This window comes from Rhodanobacter sp. K2T2 (assembly GCF_013408815.1).
Lineage (GTDB): Bacteria > Pseudomonadota > Gammaproteobacteria > Xanthomonadales > Rhodanobacteraceae > Rhodanobacter.
In genome coordinates this window covers 326,536-348,804 of sequence record NZ_JACCCA010000001.1, presented here as the reverse complement: position 1 = coordinate 348,804, position 22,269 = coordinate 326,536, and the positions used below count along the sequence as shown (strand labels likewise).

The 22,269-nt window shown below is 63.2% G+C and carries 18 protein-coding genes; 6 read left to right on the top strand and 12 right to left on the bottom strand.

The features are described from left to right. Position 1 precedes the first annotated feature (1 nt). The 3 genes from ligD to HDE78_RS01450 all read right to left on the bottom strand — a co-directional run bounded on the left by ligD (position 2) and on the right by HDE78_RS01450 (position 4,131). Positions 2 to 2,566: a DNA ligase D gene (ligD, locus tag HDE78_RS01460; RefSeq protein WP_179476742.1), complete on the bottom strand. Its 2,565-nt coding sequence runs from the start codon at positions 2,564 to 2,566 to the stop codon at positions 2 to 4. 177 nt (positions 2,567 to 2,743) lie between these two features. After that, a complete protein-coding gene (locus HDE78_RS01455; RefSeq protein WP_179476741.1) occupies positions 2,744 to 3,535 on the bottom strand; it encodes an ABC transporter permease in 792 nt (263 codons plus the stop codon). Further along, entirely contained in the window at positions 3,532 to 4,131 is a 600-nt protein-coding gene (locus tag HDE78_RS01450) for an ABC transporter ATP-binding protein (RefSeq protein WP_179476740.1), read from the bottom strand. Before HDE78_RS01450 ends, HDE78_RS01455 begins: the two co-directional genes overlap by 4 nt. Positions 4,132 to 4,506: 375 nt before the next feature. On the opposite strand from HDE78_RS01450, the gene HDE78_RS01445 reads away from it, so the two are divergent. Next, the gene (locus HDE78_RS01445) at positions 4,507 to 4,974 is read left to right on the top strand and encodes an Hsp20 family protein (RefSeq protein ID WP_179476739.1); all 468 of its coding nucleotides are present in this window, start codon (positions 4,507 to 4,509) and stop codon (positions 4,972 to 4,974) included. Between the two features lie 213 nt (positions 4,975 to 5,187). Here the strand turns inward: HDE78_RS01445 and HDE78_RS01440 are convergent, their stop codons facing one another. From HDE78_RS01440 to HDE78_RS01410, 7 genes are all read right to left on the bottom strand, one after another. Next, positions 5,188 to 7,278: an ATP-binding protein gene (locus HDE78_RS01440; protein WP_179476738.1), complete on the bottom strand. Its 2,091-nt coding sequence runs from the start codon at positions 7,276 to 7,278 to the stop codon at positions 5,188 to 5,190. Continuing rightward, positions 7,275 to 7,607 carry a circadian clock KaiB family protein gene (locus HDE78_RS01435; RefSeq protein ID WP_179476737.1) on the bottom strand — a complete coding sequence of 111 codons (333 nt, stop codon included), beginning with the start codon at positions 7,605 to 7,607 and terminating at the stop codon, positions 7,275 to 7,277. The genes HDE78_RS01440 and HDE78_RS01435 overlap by 4 nt, the downstream gene beginning before the upstream one ends. Next, entirely contained in the window at positions 7,604 to 7,942 is a 339-nt protein-coding gene (locus HDE78_RS01430) for a circadian clock KaiB family protein (RefSeq protein WP_179476736.1), read from the bottom strand. Before HDE78_RS01430 ends, HDE78_RS01435 begins: the two co-directional genes overlap by 4 nt. Next, on the bottom strand, positions 7,932 to 9,644 hold the full coding sequence (kaiC, locus tag HDE78_RS01425) for a circadian clock protein KaiC (RefSeq protein ID WP_218861904.1): 1,713 nt from the start codon (positions 9,642 to 9,644) through the stop codon (positions 7,932 to 7,934). The genes HDE78_RS01430 and kaiC overlap by 11 nt, the downstream gene beginning before the upstream one ends. Before the next feature lie 220 nt (positions 9,645 to 9,864). Next, on the bottom strand, positions 9,865 to 12,996 hold the full coding sequence (locus tag HDE78_RS01420) for a CusA/CzcA family heavy metal efflux RND transporter (protein WP_255457541.1): 3,132 nt from the start codon (positions 12,994 to 12,996) through the stop codon (positions 9,865 to 9,867). Continuing rightward, entirely contained in the window at positions 12,993 to 14,162 is a 1,170-nt protein-coding gene (locus HDE78_RS01415; RefSeq protein ID WP_179476734.1) for an efflux RND transporter periplasmic adaptor subunit, read from the bottom strand. Before HDE78_RS01415 ends, HDE78_RS01420 begins: the two co-directional genes overlap by 4 nt. 22 nt (positions 14,163 to 14,184) lie before the next feature. After that, complete coding sequence (locus HDE78_RS01410; RefSeq protein WP_179476733.1) at positions 14,185 to 15,774, bottom strand: efflux transporter outer membrane subunit; 1,590 nt, start codon at positions 15,772 to 15,774, stop codon at positions 14,185 to 14,187. A 399-nt stretch (positions 15,775 to 16,173) separates the two neighbouring features. On the opposite strand from HDE78_RS01410, the gene HDE78_RS01405 reads away from it, so the two are divergent. Next, positions 16,174 to 16,398, top strand: a complete 225-nt coding sequence (locus tag HDE78_RS01405; protein WP_179476732.1) for a hypothetical protein — start codon at positions 16,174 to 16,176, stop codon at positions 16,396 to 16,398. A gap of 70 nt (positions 16,399 to 16,468) precedes the next feature. On the opposite strand, the gene HDE78_RS01400 is transcribed toward HDE78_RS01405, so the two are convergent. Beyond that, entirely contained in the window at positions 16,469 to 16,747 is a 279-nt protein-coding gene (locus tag HDE78_RS01400; RefSeq protein WP_179476731.1) for a hypothetical protein, read from the bottom strand. A 234-nt stretch (positions 16,748 to 16,981) separates the two neighbouring features. Between HDE78_RS01400 and HDE78_RS01395 the strand changes: the two genes are divergently transcribed. After that, positions 16,982 to 18,775 (top strand): diguanylate cyclase, encoded by a 1,794-nt coding sequence (locus HDE78_RS01395; RefSeq protein WP_255457540.1) that lies wholly within the window; start codon positions 16,982 to 16,984, stop codon positions 18,773 to 18,775. A 181-nt stretch (positions 18,776 to 18,956) separates the two neighbouring features. Beyond that, complete coding sequence (locus tag HDE78_RS01390; protein ID WP_179476730.1) at positions 18,957 to 19,403, top strand: response regulator; 447 nt, start codon at positions 18,957 to 18,959, stop codon at positions 19,401 to 19,403. 64 nt (positions 19,404 to 19,467) lie between these two features. Here HDE78_RS01390 and HDE78_RS01385 read toward each other — a convergent pair whose 3' ends face one another. Next, positions 19,468 to 19,962 (bottom strand): hypothetical protein, encoded by a 495-nt coding sequence (locus tag HDE78_RS01385; RefSeq protein ID WP_179476729.1) that lies wholly within the window; start codon positions 19,960 to 19,962, stop codon positions 19,468 to 19,470. Positions 19,963 to 20,095: 133 nt separating this feature from the next. On the opposite strand from HDE78_RS01385, the gene HDE78_RS01380 reads away from it, so the two are divergent. Together HDE78_RS01380 and HDE78_RS01375 are read left to right on the top strand one after the other, a co-directional pair. Further along, complete coding sequence (locus tag HDE78_RS01380) at positions 20,096 to 21,571, top strand: ATP-binding protein (protein ID WP_179476728.1); 1,476 nt, start codon at positions 20,096 to 20,098, stop codon at positions 21,569 to 21,571. A 1-nt stretch (position 21,572) separates the two neighbouring features. After that, complete coding sequence (locus tag HDE78_RS01375) at positions 21,573 to 22,259, top strand: response regulator (RefSeq protein ID WP_179476727.1); 687 nt, start codon at positions 21,573 to 21,575, stop codon at positions 22,257 to 22,259. Positions 22,260 to 22,269 lie beyond the last annotated feature (10 nt).

Below are 22,269 nucleotides of genomic sequence, written 5' to 3'. Positions count from 1 at the left end.
GCTATTTTTTTCGCGACTTCGCCAAATGTTTCAGGACTGCGGGCAGGTCCTGCTTGATCGTCGTCAGCGCCTTCCACGGATCGCTGCGCAATTTGGCCAGCCGTATCGGGATGGTCTTGATCGTAAACGCCGCGCCGCTTTCGATCTTGCCCAGTTCTTCCCAGCGCAGAGGCGTGGCTACCGGCGCACCGGTCCGGGCGCGCAGCGAGTAGGACGCCACGCTGGTGGCGCCGCGACCGTTGCGCAGGTAATCGACGTAGATTTTCCCACCGCGTTGGGTCTTGGTCGCGGTGGCGACGAACTCCAGCGGATGCGCCCCGGCCAGGCTGTTGGCGAATGCCTCGGCAAATGCCCGCACCGTCGCCCATGCGCAGCTCGGTTTCAGCGGCACCAGCACATGCAGTCCCTTGCCGCCGGTGGTGCGTACCAACGACTCGAGCCCCATCTGAGCAAGCAGCTTTCGCACCAGGCGCGCCGCGGCAACCACGCGATCCCAGGATACGTTCGGCCCGGGATCGAGATCGAACACGATGCGATCGGCACGATCCGCATCGGCTACGGTGGTTCCCCACGGGTGAAACTCCAGCGCGCCGAACTGCACCAGTTCGATGATCGACGTGGCGTTTTCCGGATAGATGTAAATCGCTTGGGCGCCGGACTCCTCTTTCAGCTTGGCCGTGCCCACGCGGTGCAGGCCCTGAATCAGGTGCTTCTGAAAAAAGCAGGCTTTGGCCGTGCCTTCGGGGCAGCGGATTACCGAGGTCGGTCGGTTAAGCACGCCGGGAAGAAACCAGTCCATCACCTTGGCGTAGTAGTCGGCGACGTCCTGCTTGGTGATCGCTTCGTCCGCATAAACGATGCGGTCGGGATGCGTGATGGTGATGGCGTCGGTCGAATTGCGGGCCGCCTTCTTCTTACCTTTTTTTCTCGCTGTGGCTGTCGCCGAAGCGTCGCGATCGGCGTCGCGGAGATCGGTCGGCGTCTTGTCTGGGCGCAATGTTTTCAGGCTGGGCTGGCGCAGCAGATCGTGATTGCCGATGCCGCGATAAAACACTTCGGCCACGACGCGAGGTTTGATCCACAGCGCGCCCCGCAGCTGCGGATCGATGGCGGCCAGCGGCATCGGCGGTTTTTTTGCGCCTCCGGTCGCCAGCGATCGCGTCAGATCGTCTAGCTGTGTGTCGGTAAAGCCCGTGCCGACGCGACCCACGTAGATCCAGCCGCGTGCTGCCTCGGGGTCGGGCTTCGCCAGCAAGAGCGAACCGAAACCGGTGCGGCTGCCCTTGGGCGCGGTGTAGCCCACGACGGCGAATTCATCGCTTTCCAGCCGCTTGATTTTCAGCCAGTCGTCGCCGCGGCCGGCGCGGTAGCCACCGTCCGCGCGCTTGGAGACGATTCCCTCAAGCTTTTGCTGATTGGCCATTTCCAGTGCCGCCTCGCCGTTGCCGACGCTGTGGCTGCTGAAGGCTAAGGGATGCGAAGCGTGGGCAAGGACACGCTTGAGCAGCGCCTTGCGATCGCTCAGCGTAGCGCGTGTCAGGTCCGTGCCTTCGAAGTAGGGCAGATCGAACAGCATGTACGCGAGCGGCTTCTGCGCATCGCCGGACAAGGTTTTCTGCAGCCCGTTGAAATCGCTGTGGCCTTTTTCATCGAGTGCGATCAGCTCGCCATCGAAGTGCGCGGAGGATAGCCCCAGCGCTTCGATCGCTTGGACGATTTCCGGCAGCCGGTCATTCCACGGCAGGCCGTTGCGCGACCACAGGTGCACTTTGCCATCGGCGATGGTGGTGAGAATCCGGTAGCCGTCCCATTTGACCTCGTGAATCCATTCGCTGCCCGTGGGCGGATGCTCACGCAGCTTGGTCAGCTGCGGCTTGAAGAAGTCGGCGTTCGGTGGCGACCTGATGGCGCCGGGGAGGGCGGCAGCGAACTTGGCCAGCGTTGATCGTGCCGCGGCTTTCGGCTTGGGCACGGCCTTTTTTTTTGCCACTGATTTTTTCGCAGCTGCTTTGGACATCGTCGTTTTCGCTGCCTTCAGCGTGCTTGCCTTCATGGTCGCGTCGAGTAGATCGTCGGCGTCGATATCCGCAGCGAAAGCGTCCTTGGCCTTGACGAGAAACCACGACGGCTGGCGCTCCTTGCGACCGCTGCGAATCAGGTGCCAGCGGCCCTTGAGTCGCTGGCCGAACAGCTCGAACTCGAGATGGCCTTTTTGCAGCTGGGCTTCGGGGTCGCCCTGGGTCGACCACACGCCCTTGTCGAACTGATCGACATGACCTTTGCCGTAACCTTCGGCGATGTCGCCCTGAAAATCGGCGTAGGCGATGGGGTGATCCTCGACTTCGACAGCGAGCCGTTTGACCGAGGGATCGAAGCTCGGGCCTTTCGGCACCGCCCAGCTTTTCAACGTATCGCCCACCTGCAGCCGGAAATCGAAGTGGCGGCTGCTGGCGTGATGAAGCTGCACCACAAAGATCGCGCGACTTGCGTTGTTCTTCGCTGCGTCGGCACGGGGCTCGGATGTCTTGGTGAAGTCGCGTTTGCGCTGGTAGTCGCGAAGACTCATGCAGGCTCCGTCGAGGATACGATGTGGAGTGTTGCAATCCATACGGCGGCGGCTCGACCGAAGACGCTTTCTCTTGGCCACCGCTTACCCGCAACGTGCGCCTGCTGCCGTCAAACGCGGGTGAGCGGGCGCCAGGATGCATGAAACGGTCGCGCGCCGACGCGCGCGATCAACTCTTCAGCGCAGATGATCCAGTCGCAGGCGCTGGCGATGGTCGGTCAGCCGCCACGCGGCGGCATAGGCCACCGCCACGGCGACCAGGCCGCTGGCGCCGGACAGCAGAAACATCAGCAGGATCTGGTACTTCACCGCCTCGATCGGATCGAGCCCTGCCAGGATCTGGCCGGTCATGATGCCGGGCAGGGTAATGATGCCGGCGGCCGACATCTGGTTGATGATCGGCAGCATGCCGCGGCGAATCGAGCCGCGAATCAGCGAAGCCATCGCCGCCCAGTACGAGTGGCCGAGCATCAGCCGCGCCTCGATGCCGGGCTGTGCGGCTTCCATGCCGCCGAGCACGCCGTCGAGCGCGATGCTTCCCGCGTTCAACACGCTGCCCAAAATGATGCCGACCAGCGGGATGGCGTAGTGCGGATCGAACCAGGGATCGGGCCGTATCGCGGTGATCAGTGCGAACACGCTGGCCAAGGTCGCGGCGCCCGCCACGCTGACCAGGCCGATCAAATAATTCTGTCCGTGGATGAGCGACCGATCGGGCCGCGCAGCGACTTCGCGCGCGGCGACCAGCACCATCAGCATCACTATGACGGCGGTCGCGATCGGACTGTCGAGTGCGAACACGAATTTCAGCACGTAGCCGATCATGACCAACTGCACGACCATGCGCGCCGCGGCGAGGGCGATCTGCCGATGCAGGCGCAGGCGCAGAGCGATCGACAGCCCGATATCGACGATCACCAGCGAGGCGGCGATGCTGAGATCGAGCGGCTGCAGCAAGATGGTTTTCATGCCGCCACCGTCTTTCCGCCGGCGATATGCAGTGTCTGCTGACCCATGCGCGCGGCCTGCGCGGCATCGTGCGTTACCAGTACCAGGATCAGCCCACGCGCAAGCTCCTCGGCAAGCAGCGACTCCACCGCGGCCACGCTGTCCTGATCCAGCGAAGCGGTCGGTTCGTCCAGCAGCAGCGCGGTCGGCCTTGTCACCAGCGCCCTAATCAGCGCGAGCCGCTGTCGTTCGCCGGACGAAAGGCGCAGCACCTGACGTTCGAAAATATCGCTTGGAAGCCGCAGTCGGTCGGCGAGCGGTCGAGCGTTGGTCATCGTCGCTTCGGCAAAGTGCTCTTGCACCGTGGGCGCCCACCAGCCGGCCTGCGCCGGCACCAGCATCACGCGCTGTCGCCATGACGACGCCGACATCGCGCGGCGATCGATGCCAGCCAGCGACAGCTCGCCTTCCGCCGGGTCCATGTCGGCCAGCATGCGCAGCAGCACGCTCTTCCCCGAGCCGGACGCACCGGTAACACAGAGGCATTGGGCAGCCTCGATCGACGCATTGAACGGCCCGGCCCAGGTGTTGCGCAGCATGTGCATGCGTAGAGTCATGGTTCGATCGGCCTGTTCGGTGGGCATGGCGCACGTGCGGCGGCCAGTGTCGATGAACCGCCGTGATCGTTTGTTGCAGAACAGGAATACACGCTCAGGCTTACGAAAAGCTTCGCCGGACGGCACGAGCTTTCGTGCCCCCTTGCCGTGCGGATATGAGGCGCGCTGCGTATCAGGAAAGATCGAAGTATTTCGAAGTTCAACGTGCTTCTACCTCACTCATGTGGGCGCACACAAAAACCTAAATAAATCCTGAAGCGGGGGTCTTGAAAACATGCCGTGGGGAAATTATTTTTCTGTGCGCCGGCCATCCAGGCGGCGCTGCCACCTCATGGTGAGGTGACGGATTCCATATTGCTCCCAGGAGGATATGTCATGCGTACCAACCTCGATTTTGCTCCCCTGTACCGTTCCAGCGTGGGTTTCGACCGCGTGTTTGCCCTGCTCGAAAACGCCTCGCGCGCGCAGGTCGTGGATAACTGGCCGCCGTTCGATACGGTCAAGCTCAGCGACGATGCCTATCAAATCACCATGGCCGTCGCCGGCTTTGCCGAAAACGAATTGGACATTTCGATGCAGCCCAACTTGCTGATCGTCAGCGGCGAGCGCAAGGCGAACGACGAGAACGTCGAGTACCTGCATCGTGGCATTGCCAATCGTGCGTTCACCCGGCGCTTCGAGCTGGCCGATCACGTGCATGTCACTCAAGCGCAGCTGGTCAACGGCCTGCTTACCATCGAGCTGAAGCGCGAAGTGCCGGAGGCGATGAAGCCCCGCAAGATCGCCATCGGTGCGAGCCACGAGGCAACCCAGCCGAAGCTGGTGGAAAATCGCGCCGCATAAGACCGCGACGCATCGAGTCGACCGGGCCTTGCCCCAGCCGCCGCTGCCATAGAGTGGAGGCAACGGATCGGCAACGATCTCGACTATGGAATGGGCGGCTCGCCTCGATGCGAGCCGCCTTTTTATGCGTTCGGTTCAAGCATGAGCGGAGGCTGCGATCGGTCGGGACAGTCGCGACCGAGCGCGATAGGTTGTTGTGGTCGATCGGCGCGATCAGCGCTCTGCGCCGATCGCCGATTTCACGGCCAGCGATAGATCCACGCGGTTATAAGGTTTGCGCAGTATCTGCAGGCCTTCGTCCATATCGTCGGTTTGAAAGCGCTGGGCGGTGTAGCCGGAAGTCAGCAGCACGGGTATGTGCTTGTAATTGGCCTTGATCTCGCGTGCGAGCTCGATGCCGCCCACTTCGCCCGGCATGATCACGTCAGTGAAGACCAGATCGATCGGTGCGCCCGAGTCGATCAGGGTCAACGCCTTGTTGCCGCGGTCGGCTTCGAAAACCATATAGCCGAGTTCGCGCAGCATGCTGCTGGCGATTTCGCGCACGTCGTCGTCGTCTTCCACCACCAGAATTGTGCCGTGGCCCTTTACCTCGCGGGTCGGTGCACGGTCGTCGGCGCAGACACTGGGTGCCTCGGCGTGGGGCAGGTGGATGGATACCGACGTGCCTTCGCCGACTACGCTTTCGATGGTGACGAAACCGCCGGACTGCTTGGCGAACCCGTAGACTTGGCTGAGGCCAAGACCTGTGCCCTTGCCGACTTCCTTGGTCGTGAAGAAGGGCTCGAAGACTTTCGACACCACCTCGGCGCTCATACCCGTACCGGTATCGGCCACAGTAACGACCACGTAGTCGCCGGCGACGGTATTGTTCAGTGCAGCGGTTTTCGATCGTATCGTGCGCATGCTGGTAGAGACGGTGAGTTTGCCGCCCTGGGGCATGGCGTCGCGTGCGTTGATCGCCAGATTAAGAATTGCCGTTTCCAGCTGGTGCGGGTCGGTGCGTGCGTGCAGAAGGGCGGGCGGATCCTTGATCGTGACTGCGATCGTCTCGCCGATGGCTCGATCGAGCAGGTTCTCAAACGAGCTCAGCAGGGCTCCTATGTCGACCGACTCGGTGCGCAAATCCTGCCGGCGCGCGAACGCCAGCAGCTGCTGGTTGAGCTTGGCGCCGCGCTCCACGCCGTGCCTTGCCGTGCTGAGATAGCGGATGGTTTTGGCGTCGCCGCCCACGCGGCTTTCCAGCAGATCGAGGCTGCCGGCGATCACCATCAGCAGATTGTTGAAGTCGTGCGCCACACCACCGGTGAGCTGACCGATGGCCTCCATCTTCTGCGCCTGGCGCAGCTGCTCGTCGATCAGGCGACGGTCGGTAACGTCGGACACCACGCCGGCGATGCGTACGGGTCGGCCCTCGTCATAAAACGTCAGGCCCTTGATCTGAACCCAGCGCAGCGACCCGTCGTTGCGCCGGCGAATGCGCTTTTCCAGGTCGATAAAGCCGCTGCCCATCGCCATGGCAAACGCATCGGCGACGGCGCGTCGGTCTTCGTCGACGAACAGCTGCGCTGCTGCCTGCGGCGTCCATTGGGCCACGCCGATATCGCCGATGATCTGATCGAAACGGGCCGACCGCGTGGTTTTTCCGGTGAGCAGATCCATGTCCCAGTTGCCCATGTCGGCTGCATCCAGCGCCAGCCGCAGCTTGTCCTCGGTGCGGCGGCGCTCGTCAATTTCGTTCGCGAGCTGCTGGTTGGCGGCGGCCAGTTCATCGGTGCGCTTGCGGCTGCGGGTGAGGTCGGTGATCACGCCGCAGAGCAAATCCGGCATGCCCGCTTCGATTGGCATGTCCGCGACTGACATGTTCACCGGCACACCGCCCTGTGCGTCCGTAGTAATGAGATTGAACTCGGCGGAGCGTCCTATGACCGAGCCACGCGCCAGCAGTTGATCGAACACCGGGCGATCTGCTGTCGCGACGAAATCCTGCAAATGCCGCCCAACGAGCGCCTCGCGGCGCACGCCGGTCAGCGTGGACAGGCGCTGGTTGCAATAGAGAATGGTGCCGTCCAGGCCCAGCGTGAAAGCGCATTCCTGCATTTGCTCGATCAGCAGACGATAGGGGCGGTCGGCGTTTTCCAGCGTGTATATCAGCTGGCCTTCGGGGCCACCGATGACTACCGCGTCTACCTCGCCGGTGCGGATCGCTTCGAGGGTTTCGTCGGCCTCGGTCAGCCGCGCCTCCAGGTCGGCGATGCGCAGCAGCGCTGCGACCAACTCTGCATTGCTCTCCGTGCCGCTCATTTCGATCGGTTATGCGCCGCGCCCACGGGCGCAAGGTTGAGGCCGGCCAGCACGCGCTCTTTATCCGACAGGTCGCCGATGATGCGCCGCAGCGGCTCAGGGAGAATTTTCACCAGCGTTGGCGTGGCGATGATCTGCAGATCGCGCGTGGCTTCGGGGTTTTCGTAGACGTCGATGATTTCCAGGTCATAACGTCCATGCAGATTTTCGTCACAGATCTTTTGCATGTTTTCGATAGCACGTGCCGATCGTGGTGTGGAGCCGGTGACAAACAGGCAAAGCTTGTAGCGTCCGGGGTCAGGGATGGGCACGGCGGCGTCCGAGGTCATGACGTGCTGGCCAGACGCGGTCGAATGTCCAGACCCACCAGCACCTTTTCCGTATTCGACAAATCGCCGATCACGCGTTTCAGCGGCGGCGGCAGCGTGCGCACGAGGGTAGGCAAGGCCACGATCTGGTCGCCGGCAGCAAGTTGTGGCGTCACAGTCAAATCGATGACCTCGATGGAGTAGCGACCGGAAAGATGGTCTTCGCAAATCGCTTTAAGGTTGGCGATCGCAGCCAGCGACTTTGGCGTCTGCCCGGCCACATAAAGCCGCAAGTTGTACGCGCCCGCCTCGGGGCTTTCTATTTCGATGGAATGTTGGTCTGCGTCACTGGCCATGCTGCTGCCCTCGCGCTGTCGCCATCGTTGAGCGATCGCTGCCGAGCGTTGCCTCTCTGGCTTCTTCCTGCTCGATGATCCTCCGCACTTCGTCTTCTTCGCGTGCAAGATCGGCGTGCAGTTCGGCAATGCGACGTTCTGCCGCCTCGCGCTTGCGTGTGAGTTCGCGATGCATTTTCTGGATATTTTGCTGACGCGCCTTGCTGGCCTCGCGCTCGCGCGCTTCCTGCGCCAGCCGCGCCGTGCCGGTAAGCACACCCTCCGGACCGGCGTAGACGTCGACGAAGTGGATGCCCTTGTCGGACAACTGGTATTCGCGCAGCTGCTTGGAATGGCTCATGCCGCGTGACTTGAGGATATACAGCACGCGATTGCGCTCGCCGTTGGCCTCCATGTCGGTCAGCGAAATCCAGGTGTCCATCAGCGAGGACACGCTGCGCTCGCTCTCGTTCATCTGATCGCCGACGGTCGACAGGCTGGTGAAGACCGCCGTGATACCGCGCGATTTGCAGATATCCGCAATGCGCACCAGCGTGGCGTGAATTTCCATCGACGGGCCACGGAAGGCGGATATCGGATCGACCACGATCGCCTGTGGATCGAAACGCTCGATGTCGCGATACATCCGCGCCAGATGCATCTCGAAACCGTAGATACTCGGTCGCGCCGCCTCGAAGCGCAGCAGGCCACTGTCTGCATGCTGCTGCAGATCGAAACCGACCGAGCGCATATTGCGTGCGATCTGCTCGGGCGATTCTTCAAAAGCAAAATACAGGCAGCGCGAGCCACGCCGGCACGCCGCATCGACGAACGCCGCGCCGTAGGTCGACTTGCCGGTGCCGGCCAGGCCGGAAATCAGCACGCTAGAGCCGCGAAAATAGCCGCCTGCGCCAAGCATCGCGTCCAGATCGTCGACGCCGGTCGAAACGGGCTCCAACGAAATCTTGTGCTTCAGGCCGGCCGAGGTGATCGGTAAAACGGTGATACCTTCGGCGTCGATCAGGAACGGATATTCGTTGGTGCCGTGCGCGGAACCGCGGTATTTGACGACACGCAGGCGGCGCGTGGTGATCTGGTCCTCGACGCGGTTGTCCAGCAGGATCACGCAGTCGGACACGTACTCCTCGATGCCGAACCGGGTCAGCTGACCCTCGCCACGCTCGGCGGTGATGATCGCTGTGACGCCCTTGTCCTTCAACCAACCGAACAGCCGGCGCAACTCGGCGCGCAGCAACGCAGTGTCCGAGAGACCCGAGAACAGCGCCTCGATGGTATCGAGCACGACGCGCTTGGCGCCGATGGAGTCGATCGCGAAGCCCAGCCGCACGAACAGCCCTTCCAGATCGTAGTCGCCGCTTTCCTCGATTTCGGAGTGCTCGATGTGGATATGGTCGACCACCAGCTTCTTGTCCGCGACCAGATCGGCCAAGTGATAACCCAGCGAGGCGACGTTTTCCTCCAGATCCCGCGCGCGCTCCTCGAAGCTCATGAACACGCCCGGCTCGTCGTAAGCGGTTGCGCCGTTGACCAGAAAGGTCATCGAGAACAGCGTTTTTCCGCAGCCCGCCGCGCCGCACAGCAGCGCAGGGCGACCTTTGGGCAGGCCACCCAGGGTGATATCGTCCAGGCCCCGAATGCCTGTCGGCGTCTTGGCGAGACCGGCCGCAGCGGCCGAAGCGTGATGATCTTGCTGATGCTGCACGTAACACTCCCGTGGAAGAGCGCGCGCAGGTATTTGGCGGCGCTGTGTGGCGGCGGGCAAAGGCCCATCCTCGACCCACGAGCGGATTATCGCAGGTGGGCCAGTAAAAAAAGCCCCGTCAGACTCGTGGAAGGCGGGTGAAACCCGCGTCGAGGGTGACATCACGCCGTACCGCATTCGGCGCAGCAGCCCTGCGCCTGACAGGGCGGAAGGCCTGCGGTCAGACTTCCAGCCGATCGTCTTTGCGGGCCACCAGAGCGTACAGCGCTGGCATCAGAAAGATGCTGATCAGCAGTCGAGTAAACAGCCCACTGACGATCACCAGCGCGAACGGCCGCTGCGTATCCGTGCCCACGCCGGTGGCCAGCGCCGCCGGCAGCAGGCCCAACGCCGCGACCAGGGCGGTCATCATGATCGGGCGCAGGCGCAGGATGGCGCCCTGGCGAATCGCCTCGGTCACGTCGATGCCGCCACGCCGCAGTTCGTTGACGTAGGAAATGTAGACCACCGCTGTTTGCACCGACACACCGAACAGCGCCAGGAAGCCGATGCCGGAGGACACCGAAAACGGCGTGCCGGTAAGCCATAGCGCCACGATGCCTCCGACCGGCGCCGACAGCAGCACGCCGGCCACCGTGATGAAAGGGAACTTGAAGTTGCTATACAGGGTGAACAGCAGCAGGAAGATCAAGCCCAGCGTCAGCGGCAGGATGATGTTGAGCTGCGCGCGCGACGCGGTGTATTCGGAGTATTCGCCGCCCCAGTCCAGGCGATAACCCTGCGGCAGCGTGATCTTCTGGTGGACCTGCCCGATGGCGTCCTCCACGGCACCGGCCAGATCGCGGCCCTCGACCGAAAACTGCACGCCGATATAACGCGAGTTGTCCTGTCGATAGATGAACGATGCGCCGTTGGTCACCTGGATGTCCGCGAATTCCCGCAGCGGAATATTCTGGCCACCAGGCGTGGCGACCAGGATGTTGCCGATTTCCTCAGGGTTGTCGCGATACTTCTGCTCCAGCCGCACCACGAGATCGAACTGCTTCTCCTGCTGCACCACCTGGGTCGCGACGTCGCCGCCGATCGCCGTGGTGATCAGGCCATTGATATCCGAAACGTTGAGGCCGTAGCGCGCGATGGCAGCACGATTGATCTTGATGCTCAGGCTGGGCTGCCCCAGCTCCTGCACCAGGGTCACGTCGCGGATGCCGCGCACTTTCTCCAGCACCTGCTTGATCGCTTTGCCCTTCTGCTGCAGGGTGTTGAGATCGGCGCCGAAGACTTTGACCGCGAGCGCGCTCTTCAATCCGGTCTCGGCTTCGTCCACCGCATCCTCGGCCGGCTGGGTGAAGTTGAAATTGATGCCGGGGAAGGCAGACAGCTTGCGGTTGATCGCGGCGATCAGTTCGGGCTTGGTGCGATAGCTGCCGCTCCACTGCGAATAGGGTTTCAGGCCGACATAGAACTCGACGTTGAAGAAGCCGGTCGAGTCCGTACCGTCATCCGGTCGGCCTAGCTCCGAGGCCACGGTCGTGACCTCGGGGAAGGTGCGCAGGATGTCGCGAATCTTTGGCGTGATGCGGGCTGATTCGTCGAACGAGATGGTGTACGGCATGGTCGCACGCACCCACAGCGCACCTTCGTCGAGCTGCGGCATGAACTCGGCGCCGATGCGGGGGATCAGCAGCAGCGAACCGAGCAGGACCACCGTCGCTGCCAGCGTCGTCACCCAGGGAAAGGCCAGGCACACGTCCAGCCCGCGGATATAGACCGATTTGATCGCCTCGAACACCACGTTGCGTCGCTCGCGCACGCCGCGGCGCATGAACCACGCGCACAGCACCGGCAGCAGGGTGAGCGTGACGATCAGCGAGCCGACCAGGGCGAAGATCATCGTATCGGCCATCGGCTTGAACAAGGTGCCCGACGGACCGGACAGCACGTAGATCGGCAGAAAGCTGACCACGATCACGGCCACGGCATAGAACAGCGGCCGATCCACTTCGGCCGCCGCATCGCGGATGATCGCGCGGATGCTCAGCGGCGAACCCTCGGTCTTGCGTTCGGCAATCTGGCGGAAGATGTTCTCCACCATCACGACCGCGCCGTCGACCAGGATGCCGAAGTCGATCGCGCCGATCGACAGCAGATTCGCCGACGCGCCTTGGACGTCCAGACAGATAAACGCAAACAGCAGCGCCAGCGGAATCGTGGTGGCGACGATCAGGCCGGCCCGAAAGTCGTACAGGAAAAAAATCAGCACCACGATCACCAGCAGCATGCCGCGCAGCAGATTGTCCTCGACGATCTTGGTGGTCAGCGTGATCAGGTCGGTGCGGTCGTAATAGGGCACGACCTTGACGTCTATGGGCAGCACGCCGTTATTGAGTTCGTTGGTCTTGGCCTCGACACGCTTGAGCACGTCCTGGGTTTTTTCGCCGGTGCGCAGAAGAATCACGCCCTCGACCGCGTCGTCCTGTTTCTCGTATCCGAATTCGCCCAGGCGCGGTGCGATGCCGATCACCACGCGGCCCACGTCCTTGAGCAAAATCGGGGTGCCGTCATGTACGGCCAGCACGACGTTACTGATGTCTTCCAGGGTGTCCATACGGCCGAGGCCGCGCACGTAATAGAACTGCCCGCCCTGCGAATAGAAGCCGCCGCCGGCGTTGCTGTTGTTGGCGGCCAGCGCCGCTTCGATCTGCACAGCCGACAGGCCGACCGAGGCGATCTTGGCCTGGTCCAGCAGCACCTGATACTGCATTGTGCCACCACCAAAGCCCGAGTCGTCGGCTACGCCGGGCACGGACCGGTACTGCGGTTCCACCGTCCACGCTTCCAGCGTTTTCAGCTCCATCGGCGATCGATCGGGGCTTTGCAGCACGTAGCGATAGATCAGGCCCGAGGGGGCGGACAGCGGCGATACCGACGGCGTCACGCCGCTGGGCAGGCTGGGATCACCGAGTCGGTTGAATACTTCCTGGCGGGCGAAATTATTGTCGGTGCCATCGTTGAAGGTGATGATTACATCGGACAGGCCATACAGCGAAATCGAACGCGCGTTGGCGACTTTCGGAATGCCGTTCATGGCCAGCTCGACCGGTACGGTGATGAGTCGCTCCACTTCCTCTGCGGCGTGACCGGGCCACTGCGTCACGATCTCGACGATCGGCGGCGAGAGGTCGGGATACGCATCCACCGGCAGGCGCTGCAGCGAGCGTGCGCCGGCGCCGGTCAGCAGCAGGGTCAACAGAATGATCAGCAGCGGCTGCGCCAGCGAGGAGCCGACCAGCCGGTTCATGATCGACGCCGTGCGCGAGGGCGTCTCGTCCGCAGGTAGTTGGTCGCTCATTGGTTTTGCATGAACTGGACGAAGATGCCGCCATCGACCACAACCTGGTCGCCCGCGTGCAGGCCGTCGGGAATATTGAACTGATCGCCGGTGCGCTCTCCCAGCGTGATGGCGCGCCGCGCGAAGCTGCCGTCCGGCTGCGCGATATAGACAAAGGGCAGGTTTTCGTCGTCGCGCAGAATTGCCGACACCGGCACCAACGTGCCCTGGCTTTCCCGCCGCGATTGAATGCGTGCAGTGACGTACATCTGCTTTTTGAGGAAATTACCGGGGTTGTCCACGACCACGCGGGCGATCACCGAGCGCGTATCCGGATTCACCAGGGCGGCGATGTTGTCCACGCGCCCGACAAAATTTTTGTTGTCGATGCCGGTCACCACTTCTGCCGGATCGCCGACGCTGATGGCGCCGAGGTCGGCACTGGAAACCTGCGCCATGACCCATACCCGCGACAGATCGGCAACCGTAAAGCATGCCGTCGTGCCGGCCTGCAAAAGCAGTCCGGGTGTGATCAGTTTTTCCGCTACGGTGCCGGCGATCGGGGAGCGGATAACGCCCTCGATGTGCGACAGCGTGTGGCCTTGCTGAATCCCCTTGATCGCCGCCGGATCGACGCCGAGGCCCAGCAGCGCCTGCAGGTCGGCATCGCGATCGGCTTCGGCGTTGACGGCGTCGGTTTGCGCCTGGTCGTTCTCGCGCTGTGCAACGCCCTCATGCTGGCCGAGATCCTTGTCGGCATCGGCCAGGCGTCGATCAGTTTTTGCCGTGGCGAGCGCCTTGGCGTAGGCGCTGACCGCGGCGGCAAAGTCCGGTGAATCGACCATGGCCAGCGGCTGGCCCTTGCTGACGTGGTCGCCCGGCGACACCAGCAGCCTCGTCACTGGACCGGAGAACGGTGCGATGACGCTAGTGGCCTGGTCGTTGTCGAAATCGACGGCGCCGGAGGCCTCGACCGTCTTGTGGAAAGTCGATTGTTTCACGGTGTAAAGCTTGATGTGCTGGCGCTGCTCGGTCGTCATTGTGACGTTGTGCGGCGTGGTGGACGCCGGCGCCGGATTGGCGTCATCGTCGGTTTTCGACGCGCAGCCGGTCATCAGCACGGCGAACACCATCAATGCTGTGAGCAGCGCAAAGGTCGGGCGCGCCGCGTGCTTTTTATTTGCCATGTCGCATGCGCTGCGAGGCGAATTACTTGTCATTTTTTGTCCGCATGGCATGGGTGCTGCTCGCAGAAGGTGGTTGGGCGCTAGTGTCAGCGTCGCTTGGCATCGATGGCGTGCCGGTGAGGTCGGCCCGGTTCCACCAGCCGCCGCCCAGCGCCTGAAACAGCCCGGCGGTGTCGGCAAAACGATTGGCCTGCGCCTGCACCAGATTGATGCGCGCCTGCTGGTAGCCCTGTTCGGCCGTCAGCAGCGAAAGGTAGTTCGCGTAACCGGCTTTCCACTGGCGCTGCGAGAGATCCAGCGTGACCTTGGCGGCATCGGCTGCGTGGGCCGATGCTTTCAGCGCGTCGGCATCCTGCTCCAGCGCGGTGAGGGTGTCGGCGACGTTCTGGAACGCGCTCAGCACGGTGCCGCGATACTGCTCGGCCGCTTCGACATACGCAGCTTTGGCGGCGCGTTCCTGATGCAGCAGCGTGCCGCCCTGAAAAATCGGCGCGGTGATGGTCGAGCCGATGTTCCAGAAACCGGTGCCCGACTGGAACACCTGATTGAGCGCGAGACCGGTGCTGCCGACGTTGGCGGTCAGCGCGATATTCGGCAGGCGGTTGGCGATGGCCACGCCGATCTGTGCGCTGGCGGCGTGCATATTCGCCTCGGCTTGCCGCACGTCGGGACGCTGCGACACCAGGGTCGAGGGCAGGCTTACGGGTAAATCCTGCGGGAGCTGCAGATTCGCCAGATCGAAGTTCTTATTCGGCAGCTGGTTCGGGAACTGGCCAACCAGCACGTCCAGCGCGTCTTTTTGTTGCGCCAGCTGTTTCATCAGCGGCGGCAGCGTGGCGACCACCTGCGCCAGCTGCGACTCCTGCGCGGCGACATCGAGCCGTCCGACGTAGCCCTTGCTCAGCTGGTACTGCAGGATCTTCAGCATGTGCGTGTTGATGTCGACCAGCTGGCGCGTCGCATCGACCTGCGCCTGCAGCGCCGCTTCCTGCACGACGGCCGCGACCACGTTGGTGCTCAGCGTGATCTGCGTGGCGATCGTCTGAAAGCGGACAGCCTGCTCCTGCGCTTTCAACGACTCCAGCGTGCGGCGGTTCAAGCCGAAGATGTCTGGTGCATACGAGATGCTCAGCTGCGGGGTGAACAGGTCGTAGCGATACGCGTTGTTGCTAGGCACGGGGGCGAGCGAGCCGGGCGGGTCTTTTTCGCGCGAGGCCGAGAAGCTGCCCGAGACGCTGGGATAGAACACGCCGCGTCCGGCCTTGGTCGTTTCATTGGCGACCAGCAGCGCAGCCTGCGCGGCCTTGAGATCGGCGTTGTGCTCGAGCGACTGTTCGATCAGCGCATTCAGCGGTGCGGAATGAAACAGCGTCCACCAGTCGCCGGGGATATCGGCGCCGCTGGTGAATTGCTGCGCTTGGCCGCCGCTGAGGTTCTCTGTTGTGGCTGTGGTTGTCAGCGGATGATCAGTGTAAGCGGCAATCGTGGGCGCAGCGGGTCGTTTGAAGTTGGGGCCCACTGCACAGCCGGCCACCAGCACGCTGCAAAGCATGGTGACGCCGGCCTTACTGATCGGGCCCGACGTCTTATCTGATTTTTTTGAGATGCCCATAAACTTGCCGCCGGAGGTACGCGCCAATCGCCCGAATATCGAACAGCGCAGGCGGGCTAGATTTGAAAGCTCGCGACAGCGTCGATTCGATACATAGTAACAATGATGGCAAGGCCGCGAGGATAGGGCTTTCGCAGCGTTTGGAGAAGCTCTCAAATGGCGTCAAATGTACGCTTGGCGTCGCAATAGAGGGCGGTTCTGCCGCAATTACTTGCATGTCGCTCGCCAGCTTTTCGGCGCGGCTCTCAACCACATGGGCCGCGCCGAAAAACGCGCGCTCTCGTCTCTGGGAAACGACGGCGAAAAGGTATTAAACGTCACCGCTCGCCATCACGAACTCTTGTCTTATCTCCTGACACATTCGCACTGCAAGCTAAGGCGACCTCACGAGATATCACAATGAATACCACGACGTTTGTAGTGTGCGGCTTCCATCAGGGGCGCAAATTGAAGCCGCAGCATTTCAGTACCGAAGCGCAGGCGCGGGAGCACGCGCTCTACATGGGCAACACGATCGATTGCGTGGTACTGACCACCAGCACGGAGCGTTCGTCGACTCAGCGCGACTATCAGCCGCGCTCACTGACGCGAGCCGCGTGGGCGCCGGAGTTGGCTGAAGCCTGAGTTTTCAACGGGGCTTGGGCCGATTTCTGTCGGTCATGTGGCGTAGAGCTGACGAAGGCACCGGCTTAATTCAGTGCGGTGAGCCCATGCCCGGCTTCCAGCCACGTTGCTTGGCGAGATCCGTCGACGCGGACGTACGGCAGGCATAAAGAGTTGACCATTCCACCTGATTCTTCGCGGTACCGGCGTGGCAGGCGATCAGCGTGTTGGCGCGCAGCCGGTCATTGTCGAAGTATTGCGCCGGGTCGTAATGCGCCGCGCGCAGGGTCGCCGGATCGGGCGACTGCTGGCATGCCATGACCGAAAGGATCATGGCGGTGAAAAGGATGATTTTTTCGACGGCGGTCAAGACAGTGGGTTCCCGGGCTGTGTGAGCGCCGCCATTGAGCCACTGCCGGCGCCGGATGGCAATGGGAAAATACGCCGTTCGTAGCGATAGTCGGCCGATGCGGGTGGGTCCGTCGTCGGCAACGTGAACCGTGGCATGCCATTCGGCCGGCCGCTGACGTGCCGCTACCGAGTTGTCAAGGCAGGTGGGTTAATCTAGCGGCGAACAGCTTACTGACACTTGAGCCTGATCGCGATGCAGACAGCCGAAACCACGAGTGCGGGGCCGATGCGGGACGTTGGTGAGCAATCCCGCATCGCACGCCTGCGATCACTGAATATCCTGGATACGCAGGCCGAGCCGCTTTTTGACGCCATCACCAGGGCGGCGGCGCTGGTCACCGGCATGCCGATCGCGCTGATTACCCTGGTCGACGAGAGGCGCCAGTGGTTCAAGTCCAACGTCGGACTTGCCGGCACCGCCGAAACGCCACGCGATATCGCGTTCTGCTCCTATACGATCCAGGGCGATGACGTGATGGAAGTTCCGAACGCGCTCGGCGATGCGCGCTTTGCCGATAATCCGCTGGTGACCGGCAGCCCGGACATGCGCTTCTACGCTGGCGCACCGATCACTCTGCAAGACGGCCTGCGCATGGGCGCGCTCTGCGTCATTGACCGCCAGGTCAACGCACTGACGGACGATCAGCGGCAGGCGCTGCGGGAGCTGGCGAGGGCCGCGTCGGAGGCGCTGGAACAGCGCGCCGTGCTGCTGGAAAAAAATGCGGCACTCGAGCACGAGGCAGAGATCGCCGACCGGTTGGAAAAAAAATTGCGCGCCAGCGAGGCTTTTCTGGACCGGACCGGGCGTGCGGCCGGCGTTGGCGGTTGGCAGGTGGACCTGACCACCGACGAAATCACCTGGTCCGACGAAACATGCCGCATCCACGATGTGCCGCCGGGCTATGCGCCTACGCTGAAAGAGGCGCTGGATTTTTATGCGCCGCAGGCGCGCGAGGTCGTGCAGGCGGCCGTGCAAAAAGGTCTGGAAGAGGGGCGGGCATGGGATCTCGAACTGCCGTTTATTACCGCCACAGGCCGCCATATCTGGGTCCGTGCCGTCGGCAACGTCGAGCTTGAGAACGGTGTGCCGCAACGGCTGGTGGGTGCGTTTCAGGACGTGACCTTGCGCAAGCGCGCGGTGAAGGCGCTGGAAGACAGCGATCGGCGCTTCCGCAAACTGTTCGAATACAGCCTGGGCCTGATCTGCACGCATGATGCCGACGGCATTCTGCTTTCGGTCAATCCGGCGGCGGCGCGCTCGCTGGATTACTCCATCGCCGAGCTGCTGGGTCGTTCGCTGGCGGACATCATGCCGCCGGGGCGTCGCGCCGGCTTTCAGAGTTATCTCGACCGAATCTTCGCCAGCGGCTCCGATTCGGGCGTGCTGGAGCTGATCGGCGGCGACGGCAGTTTACGCATCTGGGAATACCACAACGTCCTCGATGAGGATGATGACGAGCCTTACGTATTGGGTCACGCACAGGACGTCACCGAACGCCAGCAGCACCAGCGCAAGCTGGAGGAGTGGTCGATACGCGACCCGCTGACGGGCTGCTTCAACCGCCGATTCGTCACCGAGCTGGCCGCTTCCATCGGCGAGCTGGACCGCTGGGGCTGCATCACGTTCGATCTGAATCGCTTCAAGCAGATCAACGATCAGTTCGGCCATCAGCGTGGCGATGAGGTGCTGGTGGGCATGGCCAAATTCCTGTCGAACCATCTCCGGCCGGAGGACGCCGTGGTGCGGCTGGGCGGCGACGAGTTCGCGGTGCTGCTGCGGCACGCCGACGGTGAACTCACCCAGAGTGTTGCCAAGCGGATCGATGACGATCGGCAAACCGCGCCGATCGGTTTCACTATGGGAGCCGCTTATCGACATCCCGGCGAGCCGCTGGAGCACATGCTGGCCGAGGCCGACAAGCGTCTTTATGAAGTTCGCGCGGCGACGCGTTCGCCGGCTGGCGCGGAGCGCGGGCAGCAGCGCTAGCGATTCGGCGCGTCTGTCCGCGTCGTACGCTCATACATCCCGATCCGGCAAGCCGTCGCGAGAACCTTTGCCGAGTGGTAGGTTTGGTTTGCATGAATCGTGTCTGGCGCGCGCCTCGCGGTCGAGTAGAATCTAGGGCAGGGGAACTCGAATAACCCGCAAGACTCGAGGGAAGGCCATCATGGACACCGACAAGGTCGTCCTCATCGTTGACGATGATCACGCTGTGCTGGAGACGATGCGCATCCTGCTCGAAGGCCGGGGTGGTTTTCGTGTCAAGTGCGTTGTGGGATCCAGCGGCGCCTCCCATTTTTTGTCGACCCAGGACCGGGTAGACGTGCTTATCGCGGATGTGCTGCTGGCGGGCGAGATCAACGGCATCGACGTGTGCAATCTCGCCAGGCTTCAGCATCCTGATGTCGGTCTGGTGGTGATCTCGGCCGATCCCAATACCGATGAGCGCCAATTGCCCGAACGCATCGTCTATCTGCGCAAGCCGTTCGGCGGCAAGGAACTCGTCGAGGCGATCGAGCGGGTTCAGGCCTTTGCCACCTTGGGTCTGACCGAGATACGGCCCAAAGCCGACAGCGATTCGACAATAGAGCCGGATTCAACGACGTCCCTCTAGCCCAGAAAGACGCCCATGTCGGGCGTCTTTCTGGGTGCCGCGGCAAGCGTTTCGGCGCCGGATATCAGTTACCTTGTGTCGTAGGCGGTGGCGGCGTCGGGTCCGCTGGACTACGCCCCAGTCCGCGGCCTGGTCCGAACTGGCCCGGGCCGCCGGGTGGCGGTGGGGGCGGCGTTGCCGCCGACCAGCGCGCGATGGCCTGATCGCCGAGAATGCCGCGCAGATCCTTGCAGGTCTGCGCGTCCAGATCCCGGTGCTGCTGATCCATACGCTGGGCCTGTGCCTCCTGTCGTTCGAAAACCTTCTGAACCTTGGACGCCTGTGCGCTGCTGATGCCCAGCCCTTTGACCAGATCATCGTCGTTGGCAGGAGCCGGCGGACGAGGCGGTGGCGGCGGCAGGGCTGCATGGCCGGCGCAGCCGGGAGGGAGCGGCGGCAGGCTGCCGGCGATCGGCGCGGGCGGTGTGCCGGCGGCGGGGGATGGCGGTTGAATGGCTTGTGCCGCTGCCGTACCGGCCACCGCCATCGCGATCAGTGCGCAGAGAATTCGGGTTTGCATGGGGATGCTCCTTAGTATTGCCGGCCAACCCGGCAGACTCCACGATGCCCTCCCACTTCGCAGGAATTATGCAGGGATTGCGGACGCACGCTTTCGGGCAGCGGGTTATCCTGCGTCGCTCATGGATACCCCTATGCCTGCCTTGCCTCGTTCGCCGCCGCGCACTCGTCTACGCCTGCGCGTGGTGCACAAGCTGTTTCTGCTACTGGTGCTGGCTGTTGCGCTGGCGCTCGGCGCGCTGGGCAGCATTACCATCCTCAATCTGCGCAGTGGCTTTGTCGCCTACGTCAACACGCTCGACCTGGCGCGGCTGGCCCCGCTGGCGCAGGAACTCGATCAGCGTGCCGATGCGGCGCGGGGCTTCGATGGCCTGCGCAACAGCACGACCTGGGACGCGCTGCTGCATCGACTGCTCGACCCGAAGCCGCCTCGCGGCGAGCCCGATCCGGGCGCAGACCGTCCCCCACCGCCGCCTATGCTAGAGCCCTCGCTGCGCGCGCCGGGTCGCGGCGACGATGCGCCACCACCGCCGGCGTTGTCGCCGCGAGTTTCGCTGCTGGACGCGCAGCACCGCTGGATCGTCGGCGCGCCGTTGCGTGCGGATGCTTTGGAGCGGCCGCTGCAGCAAAACGGCGTGCTGGTCGGCTGGCTGGCGCTACAGCCGCTTACGCATCCGGTGGAAAGCCGCGACACCGATTTTCTGTCGGCCCAGATCCGCGACATGTCGCTGCTGGCCGGCGTGCTCGTGCTGCTGGCACTGGGCGTGGCCTGGATCTTTGCGCGCCACTTGCTGGCACCGCTGCGCGATGTCGAGCAGTCGGCCGACCGGCTGGCCAATGGTACATACGGACAGCATCTGGAAACGTCGCGGCGCGACGAGCTGGGCGATCTGGTCCGGCACATCAACCGCTTGAGCAGCGCGTTACAGGCCAACGAGAGTGCGCGCCGGCGCTGGATTGCCGACATCTCGCACGAGTTGCGCACGCCGCTGTCGATCGTGCGCGGCGAGATCGAGGCCATGCAGGATGGCGTGCGCGTCGCCGACGCCGGTGGCTTGCGTTCGCTGCACGAGGAGGTGATGCGGCTCGATCGTCTGGTCGACGATCTGCATCAGCTGTCGATGGCCGACCTGGGCACGCTGAGCTATCGACCGCAGCTGATCGATATCGCCCAGCTGATAGACAGCGCTTGCACGAGTCTCGAGCCGATCGCGCGCGAAGCCCAGCTGACGATCGAGCGCGATCTTTCATCGGCGCTGGTGCGAGTCGATCCCGACCGCATGCGCCAGTTGATCGACAACGTGATGGGCAACAGCCTGCGCTACAGCGATGGCGGTGGGCGGGTGCACATCAGCATGGAAAAGCAGGCACAGTCGGTGGCTGTTTTTTTCGACGACACGCCGCCGGGCGTGGATGACGATTCGCTCGCACGCCTGTTCGAGCCGCTTTATCGCGGAGAGGCATCGCGCGACCGAAAGCGCGGCGGCAGCGGCCTGGGTCTGGCCATTGCCCAGCGGATTGCGGCGGCACACGACGGAACGCTGCATGCGCTGGCGTCGCCGCTCGGGGGCCTGCGCATCGTTTTGACTCTGCCCCTGGTACAACGCTGACATGGCGCACGCCCATCACATCCTGATTGCCGAAGACGAGCCCAAGATCGCCGCCTTGCTCAGCGAATATCTGCAGGGTGCCGGTTATCTCGCGTCGATCGTCGAGGAGGGCGATCGCGTTCTGTCGGCCATCGGCGACACGCGCCCGGACCTGCTGCTGCTCGACGTGATGCTGCCGGGCATGGACGGTCTGCAAATACTGCGCGAGCTGCGCAAGAGCAGCCAGTTGCCGGTGATCATGCTCACCGCACGGGTTGAGGAAATCGATCGCTTGCTGGGCCTGGAATTCGGCGCCGACGACTACGTCTGCAAGCCGTTCAGCCCGCGCGAGGTGGTGGCGCGCGTGCGTGCGCTGCTGCGCCGTAGCCGCGGGCCGGCATCTCCCAATCCGTTTGTGGTCGACGAGTCGACGCAGCGCATCCTTGTCGGAGGCAAGGCGTTGCCGCTGACCACCACCGAGTATCGGCTGCTGCAGACGCTGTTAGCCCATCCAGGGCGCGTATATTCCCGCGACCGGTTGCTCGATCTGATGCACGATGATTTGCGCGATGTCACCGATCGCGTGGTGGATAGCCATATTCGGAATCTGCGACGCAAGCTGGATGATCTCGTGCCGGGCGGCCCGTATGTCCATTCGGTCTACGGCGCCGGCTATCGTTTCGAGCTGCCTGAATCCGCGCCGAGTTGAGCGGTGGCTT